11 protein-coding genes are annotated in these 12,685 nt (G+C 59.3%); 5 read left to right on the forward strand and 6 right to left on the reverse strand.

The window, feature by feature from the left end:
• Position 1: 1 nt before the first annotated feature.
• Positions 2–391 carry a gamma-butyrobetaine hydroxylase family protein gene (locus Q2T52_RS21045; RefSeq protein WP_302078825.1) on the reverse strand — a complete coding sequence of 130 codons (390 nt, stop codon included), beginning with the start codon at positions 389–391 and terminating at the stop codon, positions 2–4.
• Positions 392–491: 100 nt separating this feature from the next.
• Complete coding sequence (locus Q2T52_RS21050; RefSeq protein ID WP_302078826.1) at positions 492–1,019, reverse strand: P-loop NTPase family protein; 528 nt, start codon at positions 1,017–1,019, stop codon at positions 492–494.
• 190 nt (positions 1,020–1,209) lie between these two features.
• Between Q2T52_RS21050 and moaA the strand changes: the two genes are divergently transcribed.
• A complete protein-coding gene (gene moaA, locus Q2T52_RS21055) occupies positions 1,210–2,196 on the forward strand; it encodes a GTP 3',8-cyclase MoaA (protein ID WP_302078932.1) in 987 nt (328 codons plus the stop codon).
• A 46-nt stretch (positions 2,197–2,242) separates the two neighbouring features.
• On the opposite strand, the gene Q2T52_RS21060 is transcribed toward moaA, so the two are convergent.
• Positions 2,243–2,671 (reverse strand): VOC family protein, encoded by a 429-nt coding sequence (locus tag Q2T52_RS21060; protein ID WP_302078827.1) that lies wholly within the window; start codon positions 2,669–2,671, stop codon positions 2,243–2,245.
• A gap of 260 nt (positions 2,672–2,931) precedes the next feature.
• On the opposite strand from Q2T52_RS21060, the gene Q2T52_RS21065 reads away from it, so the two are divergent.
• The 4 genes from Q2T52_RS21065 (at position 2,932) to mobB (ending at position 6,356) form a co-directional block, all read left to right on the forward strand.
• Entirely contained in the window at positions 2,932–4,212 is a 1,281-nt protein-coding gene (locus tag Q2T52_RS21065) for an MFS transporter (protein WP_302078828.1), read from the forward strand.
• A gap of 85 nt (positions 4,213–4,297) precedes the next feature.
• Positions 4,298–5,206 carry a DMT family transporter gene (locus Q2T52_RS21070; RefSeq protein WP_302078829.1) on the forward strand — a complete coding sequence of 303 codons (909 nt, stop codon included), beginning with the start codon at positions 4,298–4,300 and terminating at the stop codon, positions 5,204–5,206.
• An 11-nt stretch (positions 5,207–5,217) separates the two neighbouring features.
• Positions 5,218–5,841, forward strand: a complete 624-nt coding sequence (gene mobA, locus Q2T52_RS21075) for a molybdenum cofactor guanylyltransferase MobA (protein WP_302078831.1) — start codon at positions 5,218–5,220, stop codon at positions 5,839–5,841.
• Positions 5,838–6,356 (forward strand): molybdopterin-guanine dinucleotide biosynthesis protein B, encoded by a 519-nt coding sequence (gene mobB, locus Q2T52_RS21080; RefSeq protein WP_302078832.1) that lies wholly within the window; start codon positions 5,838–5,840, stop codon positions 6,354–6,356. The genes mobA and mobB overlap by 4 nt, the downstream gene beginning before the upstream one ends.
• Before the next feature lie 24 nt (positions 6,357–6,380).
• On the opposite strand, the gene ilvA is transcribed toward mobB, so the two are convergent.
• The 3 genes from ilvA to Q2T52_RS21095 all read right to left on the reverse strand — a co-directional run bounded on the left by ilvA (position 6,381) and on the right by Q2T52_RS21095 (position 12,321).
• On the reverse strand, positions 6,381–7,631 hold the full coding sequence (gene ilvA / locus Q2T52_RS21085; RefSeq protein ID WP_436799571.1) for a threonine ammonia-lyase: 1,251 nt from the start codon (positions 7,629–7,631) through the stop codon (positions 6,381–6,383).
• Between the two features lie 167 nt (positions 7,632–7,798).
• The gene (locus tag Q2T52_RS21090) at positions 7,799–9,523 is read right to left on the reverse strand and encodes a DUF4214 domain-containing protein (protein WP_302078834.1); all 1,725 of its coding nucleotides are present in this window, start codon (positions 9,521–9,523) and stop codon (positions 7,799–7,801) included.
• A 440-nt stretch (positions 9,524–9,963) separates the two neighbouring features.
• Positions 9,964–12,321 (reverse strand): beta strand repeat-containing protein, encoded by a 2,358-nt coding sequence (locus Q2T52_RS21095; protein WP_302078835.1) that lies wholly within the window; start codon positions 12,319–12,321, stop codon positions 9,964–9,966.
• Positions 12,322–12,685 lie beyond the last annotated feature (364 nt).

A 12,685-nucleotide genomic window follows, 5' to 3' on the forward strand; every position in this document is an offset into this window, starting at 1 on the left:
GTCAATGCCGTCCTGCTCCGAGCCGGTCGCGGCTCAATCCCTTTTCCACAAGCTCTCGCTCGTATTCGGCAAACAGTTCCGCGCCGCGGTCGCCCAGTTCCCGTAGGTAGCGCCAGGTAAAGATGCCACTGTCGTGACCATCGTCGAAGGCGATGCGCACAGCGTAATTGCCGGCCGCCACCACGTTGCGGATGGAAACCTCGCGCTTGCCCGGCACCGTGACCTTCTGACCGGGACCATGCCCCTGCACTTCCGCCGAGGGCGAGAGAACACGCAGCATTTCCGCCGGCAATTCGAATGCGCCGCCATCTTCAAAACTGATCTTCAGCAGACGCTTGTCCGAGGAGACGCGCAGTTCGGTCGGCCAGGCGTTATCATAGGTGCTGCTCATGGTGCTGTTCCGTTTCATGCAAGATGGACTGGGCCGCGCGCTTGGCAAGGGGCGCGCGGCGGGCGCGGAACGCGTTCATAGCAGGCACCGATGCCGCTCGCTATCTGTCGAGTTCCCATCTGTCATAGATGCGGCTGATCTCGGATGCGGAGCCAAGCCGGATCTTCGGCAGCATAATCTCCTGAAACAGCGTTTCGTAGCGCAGCCGGTTCTTGGGCGTGGTTATGGCAATGTGGCGTATCATGCCCCATTTGATACTATCCCGGCCGCCTTCGAGCGCGCCGCGCCGGTCACGCTCGAACAGGCATCGGCGGAAATAGCGCATGAGGCTCACCGCCGTGGAGACCTCCAGCAGGATGAAGCCCGTTGCTCTGGCCAGACGCTGCGGCATCACCTTGGAATAGTTGCCGTCCATCACCCAGCGCTCTCCTAGAATGGCCTGGTCATGAAGGGCCGCGAAGTCTTCGTAAGGACGCTCAACCCAATCGGTGTTGGGGACATGAAACAGCTGATCCAGATGAACCGGCGTCAGTCCGCGCTTGCGGGCAATGGCATCGGCCAGGGTGGATTTGCCGCTATTGGAGGGACCGAGAATGCAGATGCGGTCGCCGAGATCTGAAAGATGCATGACACTATCTCGCACTGAAACAGAGAATCTTCCTAGCTTCCGCATGTGACGCGGCTATATCAGCAAAAACAGAGTTTTGACTTGACGGAAGCGCAACCGCTGCCCAGATTCCGTGCATGGAGGACGCCTCTTGAACAGCCTAGTCAATCCGCCGGAAACCGCCAGCCCGCTCTCCACCATTGCCCAGCCGATGATCGACCCGTTCGGTCGCTCGGTGACCTACCTGCGCGTCTCGGTGACGGACCGATGCGATTTCCGCTGCACCTACTGCATGGCGGAAAACATGACCTTCCTGCCGAAGAAGGATCTGCTGACGCTGGAGGAACTGGACCGGCTCTGTTCCGCATTCATCGAAAAAGGCGTTCGCAAGTTGCGCCTGACAGGCGGCGAACCGCTGGTGCGTAAAAACATCATGTTTCTGGTGCGCGCGCTCGGCCGCCATATCGAGGCGGGACGGCTGGAAGAGCTGACGCTGACGACCAATGGCTCGCAACTGGCCCGCTATGCGGATGAGCTTTATGACGCTGGCGTGCGCCGTATCAACGTCTCCGTCGATACGCTGAACCCGGCGAAATTCCACCAGATCACCCGCTGGGGCGACCTTTCCAAGGTCATGGAAGGCATCGATGCTGCCCAGCGCGCCGGTCTCAAGATCAAGCTGAATGCGGTGGCCCTGAAGGGTTTCAACGACCAGGAGATTCCCGAGATGCTGCGCTTTGCGCATGGCCGCGGCATGGACCTGACCGTCATCGAAACCATGCCCATGGGCGAGATCGACGAAGACCGCACCGATCAGTATCTGCCGCTGTCTCAACTGCGCGCGCAGCTGGAAGAGCAGTTCACATTGACGGACAATGGCTACCAGACCGGCGGCCCGGCCCGCTATGTGACGGTGAAGGAAACGGGCGGCCGCCTCGGCTTCATCACGCCGATGACGCATAATTTCTGCGAAAGCTGCAACCGCGTTCGCCTCACCTGCACCGGCACGCTCTATATGTGCCTTGGCCAGAACGACGCGGCGGACCTGCGCACGGCGCTTCGCGCCTCCGATGACGATGCCTATCTCTCCGCCGCCATCGACGAGGCCATCACGCGCAAGCCGAAGGGCCATGACTTCATCATCGACCGCAACAACCGCCCAGCCGTCGCCCGCCACATGAGCGTTACGGGTGGCTGACCCGAATATTAACGGGATGGACGTCCCCCTAGGGCTTGACTGAGGATTACCCACGCCCGTCCGGATATTCCGCTGGTCCCTTGATCTCGAGCTTGTTGCCGAAGAGATCGTGGATGTAGAAGGAATGGCCCATGCCCCTGGCGCCGCCATGCATGGCCTCTCGCACAATCTCCACGCCATGTGACGCCAGATGCGCCCGCAAGTCGTCGTGATCGAACGGGCTCGTCGCCAGGCAGACGTGATCGACATTGCGCCCGCCCGCAACGGCTGGCACGGCGGACGCCGCACCCGGATGCGTCACGTCCCATAGTACGATGAGCGACGAACCGAACCAGACCTGCTCCATGCCGAGTGCCGGATAGGTATAGCCGGGCCGGCAGCCGAGCACGTCGCGATAGAAGCGCATGGCGCGCTCGAGATCATCGACCAGGAAGACGACGTGGTCGATCCCGACGGGCAGAAATGGAAAGGTCATGATGGGGCGCTCCTCTCGCCATCCGTCAATCTGGCCGCAAGCACGGCCAAGTCAACGCCCCATCCACACAAAGGTGATCGACCAGGGGCCGACGGCCGCAACATATGAGCAGAAACTGATTGCCTGTATCGTTTAACAGGCGTAGTGCCACGCCAAGCCGGTGATATACCACCGCGCACTCAAATTCATTGCAAGGGCGCTATTCCTCCCACTCAAGCGCCTCTCGTCCCCGTGACGATATCTGTTCAAGGAGAAAAGCCATGGAAGTTTCCAGGGCCGAAAAGATGAAAACTGTGCTGCGGGTCACCAGCGGCAATTTCCTTGAGATGTTCGACTTCTTCCTGTTCGGCATCTACGCTTCCCACATCGCGCATACCTTCTTTCCGAACGACAACGAGTTCGTGTCGATGATATCGACCTTTCTCAGCTTCGCGGCGGGCTTCGTCATGCGACCGATCGGCGCGCTGGTGCTCGGCCCCTACATCGACAGGATCGGCCGCCGCAAAGGCCTGATCGTCACCCTCTCCATCATGGCGATGGGTACGATCCTGATGGCCTTCGTTCCCGGCTATGCAACGATCGGCATTGCCGCACCGCTGCTTGTGCTGATCGGTCGTTTGCTGCAGGGCTTTTCCGCTGGCGTCGAACTCGGTGGCGTCTCTGTGTATCTCTCGGAAATGGCGACGCCCGGCCACAAGGGCTTCTATGTCAGCTGGCAATCGGCCAGCCAGCAGGTGGCGATCGTGGTGGGCGCGCTGTTGGGCTTCCTTCTCAATCGTATGCTGATGCCGCAACAGATTTCCGACTGGGGCTGGCGCATCCCCTTCTTCATTGGCTGCATGATCGTGCCGTTCATTTTCGTGATCCGCCGCTCGCTGCAGGAAACGAAGGAATTTGCCAACCGCAAGCACCAACCGACCACGCGTGAAATCTTCGCGACGCTAATCTCCAATTGGGGCGTCGTGCTCGGCGGCGTCGGCATGGTCATCATGACCACCGTCTCCTTCTACCTCATCACCGTCTACACGCCGTCCTTCGGCAAGACGGTGCTGAAGCTTTCGGAATCGGATGCGCTGCTGGCCACCATGGCGGTTGGTATTTCCAACTTCATCTGGCTACCGATTGCGGGCGCTGTCTCCGATAAGGTCGGCCGCAAGCCGATCCTGATCACCTTCTCGCTGCTGGCGCTCTTTACCGCCTATCCGGCGCTTTCATGGCTGATCGCCAACATCACCTTCGAGCGCATGGTGATCGTGGAATTGTGGCTCTCGTTCATTTACGCCTGGTACAACGGCGCGATGGTCGTGGCGCTCACGGAAGTCATTCCCGGAAGCGTGCGCACAGCCGGCTTCTCGCTGGCCTACAGCCTTGCCACCACGCTCGGCGGCTCGTCGCTTGCCATCTCCACCTGGCTGATCGAAAGCAGGCAGGATAAGGCAGCACCCGGTTACTGGATGGGCTTTGCCGGGCTGTGTGGTTTGTTGGCGACGCTCTTCCTGTATCGCCGGGGTGCGGCGGCAGCGCGCGCAGCAAGGGCTTGAAATAACACCATAAGACAAATCTAAAACTCTGGTCGCGCCGTGCGCCCTGTTCTACATGAGGCCTGAGGACGGAGGAGAATCAGGAATGCCCTTGTCGCAGAACGCGCGCGGCGCACTGTTGATGACGCTCGCCATGGGCGTCTTCACGGCCAATGATGCGCTGGTCAAATCCGTGACACCCTTTCTGTCTGTCGGACAGATCATGATGATCCGCGGCGCCATGACAACCGTGATGTTGTTGGCGATCGCGTGGCGGATGGGCGCTCTTGCCCATATCAGGCGCATGACGCATCCGCTGCTGTTTCTGCGCTCAATCTTCGAGATTGCCGGTACCGTCACCTATGTGACGGCGCTTGGTTCCATACAGCTGGCCAATGCCGGCGCTATCATGCAGTTCATCCCGCTGGCGGTAACGCTCGGCGCATCGCTGTTCTTTCGCGAGCAGGTGGGCTGGCGGCGCTGGCTTGCCATTCTTGTCGGCTTCATCGGCGTGATGATCATCTTGAGGCCGACGCCATCAGGCTTTTCCGTCGCCTCGCTGCTGGTGGTGCTGACGGTGTTCCTGACGGCTGGACGTGACCTGACCACACGTCGGCTGGGGCTCGCCCTGCCCGCTTTGCTCGTCTCGCTGTTTGCCGCCTCGACCAATATGGTGGTCGGCGCCCTGCTGATGGTGCCGATGGGCGGTTGGCATCCGGTGAGCATCGAGCAGTTCGGCCATCTGGCGCTGGCTTCGATCCTGCTGTTGATGGGCTACCAGTCGATCATCCTCGCTATGCGCGAAGGCGATGTCTCCTTCGTGGCCCCCTTCCGCTATACAAGCCTGATCTTTGCGCTGGGCCTTGGTTATTTCGCCTTCGACGAACAGCCGGATGGCTTGATGGTGCTGGGGTCATGCCTCATCATTGCCTCCGGCCTCTATGCCTTCTATCGCGAGCGACAGCGCGCCCAGAGCATCGCGGCAGAAACGAGCGCAGGCACGGCCAGCGGATAAGGATCTGAACGATGCCAAGCTTTCCTCCTCCGCCCGGCATCATCTTGGCGGGCGGCAAATCGAGCCGGATGGGCACGAACAAGGCGGAGGTTCTGCTGGGCGGCCTGCCGATGATCGCCCATGTCATCCGCCATCTCGCGCCGCAGGTCAGCCACCTCTCAGTCAATGCCCCCGCGCCGCTTGCCGCAGCGCCCGATCTGCCGGCCGTACCAGATGTTATCCCCGGCCAAGGGGGACCGCTCGTCGGCATCCTGACGGCGATGCGTTATGCCGCGTCAGCGCATCCGGGCACCACGCACGTGGTAACCGCCTCGGTTGATAGTCCCTTCCTGCCACTCGACCTGGTGGAGCGGCTGGCATCCGCCCTGCCCGATCGTGACACCATCGCTATTGCCGATTCCGCGGGTGAGATGCATCCCATTTGCGGGCTCTGGCCCGTTCATTTGGCCGATGATCTGGAGCGCTGGTTGGCGCTTGGCGAGAAAGCACGCGTGAAGGCTTTCCTGGCGCGGCATCCGGTTCGACTGGTAGATTTCCCGCTTGTCGAGACGACGGCGGGCATGCTCGATCCGTTTCTCAATATCAACAGCCCCGACGAGCTGGAACGCGCCCATCGTTTTCTGGAGGATGCATGACACCCAAGGTCTTCGGTATCGCCGGCTGGAAGAATTCCGGCAAGACGGGTCTGGCCGTGCGCCTGGTGGAGGAACTGACCCGGCGCGGTTACCGCGTCTCGACCATCAAGCACGCCCATCATGACTTCGACATCGACAAGGTCGGCGCCGACAGCTTTCGCCATCGTCAGGCGGGCGCGCATGAGGTGGCGATCGTGTCGGGGACCCGCTTTGCCATCATGCACGAACTGCGAGGCGAACCGGAGCCGAGCTTCGATGAAATCCTCTCTCGCCTCGCGCCTTGTGATCTGGTGCTGATCGAAGGCTACAAGCGCGAGCCGGTGCCGAAGATCGAGGCACGCCGTCTGGACGCGAAGAACCGCGAGCCGCTGGCACCCACCGATCCGCATATCCTCGCGATCGCCGCCGACCATGCGGTGACCGATACGACGCTGCCAGTCTTCGATCTGGATGACACGGCAGCGATTGCCGATTTCGTGGAGAGGGTGACGGGTTTGGCGAGGGGTAACGGCTAGGCCTCCACCCCTGCCCTCACCGGCTCAGATGATCAGGTTGGCGAGGATGTCGTTTTCGGTGATATCTTCGTAACCCAGCCCTGCCCCTTCGAACCGCTGGAGAAGGCCGGTGAAATTCTCCGGCTTGCTTGTTTCGATGCCAATCAGGATGGAGCCGAAATTGCGGGCCGACTTCTTCAGATATTCAAAGCGGGCGATATCATCATCCGGCCCCAGAAGGTTGAGGAAGTCACGCAGTGCGCCTGGGCGCTGCGGCAGGCGCAGGATGAAGTATTTCTTGAGGCCGGAGAAGCGCATGGCGCGCTCCTTGACATCTGGCAGGCGCTCGAAATCGAAATTGCCGCCGGAGACGACCGCCACCACGCGCTTGCCGGCAATATGCTCCGGGGCAAGCGTTGCGAGCGCCGTCAAGGACAGGGCACCGGCAGGCTCCAGCACCACACCCTCGATGTTGAGCATCTCTATCATGGTGACGCAGATCGCGTTTTCCGGGACGGCCAGAACCTGATCGGCGGAAAAGCCCTTCAGCGCCTCGAAGTTGAGATCGCCGATGCGGGCGACCGCTGCGCCATCCACGAAATTGTCGACCTTGGCAAGCGTCACCGGATGCCCGGTCTCCAGGCTGCGCTTCAGGCTCGGGGCACCTTCCGGCTCCACGAACAGGAAATCGGACGGCGCCATGCGCCCGGCGAAATAGCCGCTGACGCCAGACGACAGGCCGCCACCGCCGACCGGCACGATCATCATATCAGGCACGCCGCCATCCGGCAGCTGCTCGGCGATTTCGGACGCCACCGTCGCCTGGCCCTCGATGATATCGGCATGGTCGAAGGGCGGCACCATCACGGCGCCTGTCTCATCCACATGGGCACGGGCCGCGGCATAGCACTGGTCGAAAATGTCGCCCACAAGACGGATGGTGATGAAGGGGCCGCCGAACATGCGGGTCTTGTCGATCTTCTGCTGCGGCGTGGTGACCGGCATGAAGACGACGCCCTGGACTTCAAAATGGCGGCAGACAAAGGCAAAGCCCTGGGCGTGATTGCCGGCGGAGGCGCAGACGAAGACGCGATCCGTATGGCCGGCGGCAATTTGCTTGCGGAAGAAGTTGAAGGCGCCCCGGATCTTGTAGGAGCGCACGGGCGACAGATCCTCGCGCTTCAGCCAGATCTCCGCGCCGTAACGGCGGCTCAAATGCTCGTTGAGTTGCAGCGGCGTTTCCGGAAAGATCTCCCGCATCGCCTGCTTGGCTTCATCCACCGCTGCCATGTTCATTGCGCGCACACCCGATATCCATTCTTCCAATGCGCACGCTATGCCATAGCGGGCGCAGATGGGCAAAGGGATTGGCGGCATGGCAGGCATGTCGGCGTAACGGCTGTGTTGGATCGGCAGGCAGTCACCCGCCGGCCCCAAGGCCAAGGCGCGGGATAGCCCCAGCATCAGAAAATGATGTTGCTTGTGGTGAAGACAACGGCATTGCCGCCAACCGCGGTCAGCTTGAAGGCGAGATCGGTGCCGGGATCGTAGACATTGTTACCGTTGGTATCGAAATAGACCAGCGTGTCGTTGTTATCATCAATATAAAGAGCTGCCGCCTTGCCCTGGAAGCTCGCGGAACCCGGCGCGGGCGATTTCATAAACCTGGTAATCCCTGACTTGTCGCCGCTGAGCGCAAATGCCGAGACATCGACGGCGTTCTTGGTGATGCCCGCCGACGCGAAATTGCTGTAGATGTCGGTCTTGCGCGTCGTGGACAGATTGGCGGAATTGTAGACGATCACATCCTTGCTAAAGAGCTGCACCGTGTCGATGCCCTGCGAGCCCGTATAGCGGACACCGGGGTTCTGGATGGTGATTGAGAGATTGGCACTGCTGCCGGAGGCATCGAGAGTGTTGAGGGCGGCGGTTTTCGGGGTGGTGAAGGTCAGATCACCGGAGCCGGTAAAGCGCAGCACCGTCAGCTCGGGATCGATGAATTCATTGACCTTGTTGCTGCCGTTGAGATTGATGGACAAGGTCTCCACGCCGGGGATCTTGATGCGTTCGCTGGCGACGTGCTCAAGCTTCAGCGTCGCGGAATCATTGAGTGAGTTCGTGTCCTTGAACACGAAGGTCGTATAGCCCGAGCTCCCCGAGATGCCGAGCACGGTGTTGGGATCGATGCCGTAGACGCCGAAATTGGAAGCCCCGGCATCGCCAATCCGAAAAGAGGCAGCCTTGGAGTCGATGCTCCAGACCTCCTTGTATCCGCTGGAGAAACCGAGATCGAAGATGACATAGGCCGTGCCACCAAAGTTAAAGCCGTCCGCCTCGCCAGCCGCAATGGTAAATTGTATCCTCTCCACATTGGTCACGGTTGGCTTCAACCATTCGAGGTCAATGCCAGCGCCGCCATACTTGCCAAACACCCCATCGGCGGCCTGCACCTTGTACACCAGCGTGTCAAAACCATCCCCGCCATCGATCTTGTCGCCGGAGTTCAACGTGTTGACCAGTTGCGGATTGGGGCCAGATCCGTTGAAGGTCGCGGAGGCGCGGATCACATCATCGCCGGGCGTGGATTTGTAGGCAGCGTTTTTGGTGGTGGGCGACACGATGTCATCGCCTGTGCCGAGCGTGAGACTGATACCCGGACCGCCGCTCCCCACGGGGCCGGACGCGGCAATGCTGGCCAGCACCTTGGAGACCACTTGCGCGCTTGGAATGGTGCCGGGATCTTTGGTGACCTGGCTGACGTAAAGGCGGCCCAGGGCCGCCGCATCATTGCCGCTATAGGCTTGCGACGATGCCGAACCGATCGCGCTGGTCAGATTGTCGGCCGCTTTCAGCTTGTTGTTGACGATCGTCCTGTCATCGCCCTGCGCGCCATCGAGAATGGCGATGGCAATGTTCTTGATGGTCAGCAGGCCGCGATCCAGCTGGTCGGCGAAATAGGCCGTGCCTTCGGAATCGGCCGCACGGTTGAAAAGCGAGAGATAGATGGAATTGATGATGGTGGCATTGTTCTGCCCGGAAAAGCGATCCCGGTATTCCTGGGTGCCGGCAAGATCGCCGATGCCGGAGAGATCGGCGCCATTGCCGGTGACGGAGTTGAAATAGGCAAGGCCGGCGGGATCGGCGGGGCGGGCGAACAGCGCCAGATACACGCCTTGAATGGAAGCCATGATGCGTTTCCTCTCACAAAATGCGCATGACATCTCCCGGCGGAACCGCCGCAGAGCTTTCGCCAAAACTGCCATGCAGGACGGTGAGAGGACATTACCCGAACGGGTGATGACAGCCGGATAGGCGCGAAAAATTCAGCGCGCTTGAAGGCCTTGCGCGAGCTTCACCGCTGCGACGTTGCGGGAAAGTTTTGTGGCATTGCCTGCGTGGCATCATTGATGCGCTGCTGGATTCATCGGGCGCGCTCGAGACGCGGGAGAGGATAATTCAGTGCGCGTCATGACATAACCTAGTAGCATGGGCAATAGGATGACCATCGGAGGTGTAACTTCGCCGGCGGAACCAAGGATAGCATTGCAAACTCTAAGTGAAAATTGCAAAACCCCAACGCGAAAACCCCCGGTTTACACCGGGGGTTCTCTTTTCAATCGAGCTCACATTAAGCGAATACGAAATCGCTAGCGGTAACCGTACCGGTAACTGCGACCTTCACCAAGAAGTCGGAAGCGGCCTGAACGCCCGCATTCGCATCGTTTACGTACAGGTAGGTACCTGCCGCAGCACCCGAAGATACCGTGATCAAAGCAGCGCTTGCAGCACCACCTGACGTCGATGTGGCGATAGTGGAGATACCACCGTATACGCCGGTGAGATCATTTGCCGACGCAATGGTTTGGGTATTCGACAGCGTGATGCTGGTAAACGCCGCACCGCTGTTAACAAGAGCAATCTTATCAGTACCCGCTACAAAATCCGTAATGGACGTAATCGCGGTTGTATTGCCAGAGGTTGCCAACAAGTTTGCGAGGTTCGAGCCAACGAACTTGAAGGTATCTGCACCCGCACCACCAGTCAGGGTGTCGGCCTGGTTTGCAGCAGTGCCACCCTGGATGATGTCGTTACCAGAACCACCAATGATGACGTCAGCCTTATCGGAACCAATGATCGACAGCTTTCCGGTAAACGCAGAAGCGTCAACCTTGCTGCCAACGGCGGTTGCTGCGAGCTTGTTCGTAATCGTCAGATCGGTATCGCCAGTGATAACGATTTTCGAATTGTCGCTGTTTGAAAGCGTGGTAACAACGTTCGCGCCACCAGCCTTCGTTGCAACGCCCGTCGAAGCAAGGTTGACAGTCGAAATGCCCGTTACCGTGAGATTTGTAAGCGTGTGCGATGCACCAGACGTGTTGCTGAGCGTTACGTTTGTCGCAGCTTCGCCCACAGCGTTAGCGATCGAAATCGTACCGCCATTATCGACACCCAGATCGGCGCTAAACTTGCTGCTGGAGTTTGCGTTGGTGAACGCTGCACCTACAGTCGAACCCTTGGAAACAGCAAACTGGTTGATCGAAGTCAGCTTGGAAACGTCAACGCCAGAACCGTCAACTGCGAAACCGAGAACTTCAAAGTTCTTGGAAGCGTTAACGGTGTTGATCTGAGCCTGGCTCAAACCACTCGTTTCGCTGGTTACGATCGTGTCAGTGCCCGCACCACCATCAAGCTGCGAACCGGCGGTAAGAAGACCCAGAGCACCTGCTTTAAGGGTGAGGGTATCCGCACCTGCGCCGCCCGTGAAGGCAAACGAAGCCGGGAGCGTCAGAGCCGTCACGTCGAGCGAAACGTTACCGGTTGCGGCAGAAGCATTGACCGTCTTCAGTGCAGTCAAGCTGGTGTCTGCGGTCAGCGTGAGATTCTTGTCGCCAGTAACAGAGAGAGTGGCCAGAGCTGCACCGGAGTTAACGAGCGTAACCTTGCTTGCAGCACCCGTATCGTTAAGCGTGAGAGCAGCACCATTGCTGGCGAGATCTAGCTTCACCGCACCAGTGGCAACGGAATCGGTGCCGACCGCATTTAGGGTAACGTTGGTTGCGCCGTTGATTTGAACCGTAGCGGAACCAGCAGCAGAATTTACCTTCGTCAGAGAAAGGGACTGGGTCGCCGCAGTCTTGATAGCGGTCGAAGAACCGTTTGCAAGAGTTGCCGGGCTATCGACCTGGACGCTCGTAACGCCTGTAAGACCACTAAAGTCAGCTGTCTTGGATGCAGTCAGCACACCGCCGTTGACGTACAGCGTCTCGACGTTGGTCAGCTGCGGCAAAGCGAGAGCCGTAAGGTCAGCATCGCTTTTCACGAAGAGCTTTATCGTATCATTGCCCGCACCACCGTTTACGCTGTCACCAGCGGTTGCTGTGAGGCTGGTACCGGTGTTGTCAGCAATGAATACATCATTTCCACCTGTGCCGACGAGCGAGTCGACAGCGGTGGTGAAGGACTGGGTGGAGCCGACGACAGGTGTGTTAACAATAGCTGCCAGAGCGCTGTCAACAGCGGTCTGTGCCGGAACCGTGTCCTTGACAGCCGAGATGAAGGCGCGACCAGCGTCAGCAGCGGCATTGCCGCTATAGGCGAGAACTTCGGCCGTGGTATCGATCGCGGCAGTGAAAAGATCGGCAGCCTTGATCTTGTTCGTGACGGTCGTCAGGTCAGTGCCCTGTGCGCCATCGAGAATGGTGATCGCGATGTTGTTGATGTTGTACTTGCCGGAAGCCAGGCCGTTCGCGAAGAACGTCAGACCAGCGAGGTCAGCATCACGGCCGAACAGAGACTGGTAGATCGAGTTGATGATCTGCGGGTTCGACAGGCCAGCAAAGCGGGTCTGATACTCAGCCGTGCCAGCAAGGTTGCTGATCGCGTTCAGGTTCGCGCCGTTGTTGGTGACGGAGTTGAAGTAAGCCAGGCCCGTCGGATCTGCCGGACGGCCGAACAGGGCGACGTACACGCCTTGAATGGTAGCCATTGTGAAGTTTCCTCTCGATTGGAACGACCTTACGTGGGTCGGTAGTGATTGCTATACGCCGTGCAGCCAACAGTCAAGAGTCCACTGTTGTGAATTTTTGACAACGGAAGTCAGGCATGTGCTTCCGCTATACAACCGCACCTGCAACCCGATTATACGTCGATCTGCTGTACGAAACCTAATATGCAATCATGAATATATCACCCAAATGGGTTAGATTGTACAAGCCAAGGCAATTTCGCGGTTCTGGAACACGAAAGTTGCTAAAGTGCACTACCTTCCTCTTGCGGGTTTATAAATAGCATGTACTCTATGTCACTCATAGTGCAGGCCCTTTACGACCATTCGCCGATACAGCTTGAAG

Source organism: Rhizobium oryzicola, assembly GCF_030504645.1.
Classification (GTDB): Bacteria; Pseudomonadota; Alphaproteobacteria; order Rhizobiales; family Rhizobiaceae; genus Neorhizobium; species Neorhizobium oryzicola.

What these genes read in the sequence shown, in the direction of transcription:
- Q2T52_RS21045 (WP_302078825.1), bottom strand. Translation starts at nt 391, where the DNA reads ATGAGCAGCACCTATGATAACGCCTGGCCGACCGAACTGCGCGTCTCC.
- Q2T52_RS21050 (WP_302078826.1), bottom strand. Translation starts at nt 1,019, where the DNA reads ATGCATCTTTCAGATCTCGGCGACCGCATCTGCATTCTCGGTCCCTCC.
- moaA (WP_302078932.1), top strand. Translation starts at nt 1,210, where the DNA reads ATGATCGACCCGTTCGGTCGCTCGGTGACCTACCTGCGCGTCTCGGTG.
- Q2T52_RS21060 (WP_302078827.1), bottom strand. Translation starts at nt 2,671, where the DNA reads ATGACCTTTCCATTTCTGCCCGTCGGGATCGACCACGTCGTCTTCCTG.
- Q2T52_RS21065 (WP_302078828.1), top strand. Translation starts at nt 2,932, where the DNA reads ATGGAAGTTTCCAGGGCCGAAAAGATGAAAACTGTGCTGCGGGTCACC.
- Q2T52_RS21070 (WP_302078829.1), top strand. Translation starts at nt 4,298, where the DNA reads ATGCCCTTGTCGCAGAACGCGCGCGGCGCACTGTTGATGACGCTCGCC.
- mobA (WP_302078831.1), top strand. Translation starts at nt 5,218, where the DNA reads ATGCCAAGCTTTCCTCCTCCGCCCGGCATCATCTTGGCGGGCGGCAAA.
- mobB (WP_302078832.1), top strand. Translation starts at nt 5,838, where the DNA reads ATGACACCCAAGGTCTTCGGTATCGCCGGCTGGAAGAATTCCGGCAAG.
- ilvA (WP_436799571.1), bottom strand. Translation starts at nt 7,631, where the DNA reads ATGAACATGGCAGCGGTGGATGAAGCCAAGCAGGCGATGCGGGAGATC.
- Q2T52_RS21090 (WP_302078834.1), bottom strand. Translation starts at nt 9,523, where the DNA reads ATGGCTTCCATTCAAGGCGTGTATCTGGCGCTGTTCGCCCGCCCCGCC.
- Q2T52_RS21095 (WP_302078835.1), bottom strand. Translation starts at nt 12,321, where the DNA reads ATGGCTACCATTCAAGGCGTGTACGTCGCCCTGTTCGGCCGTCCGGCA.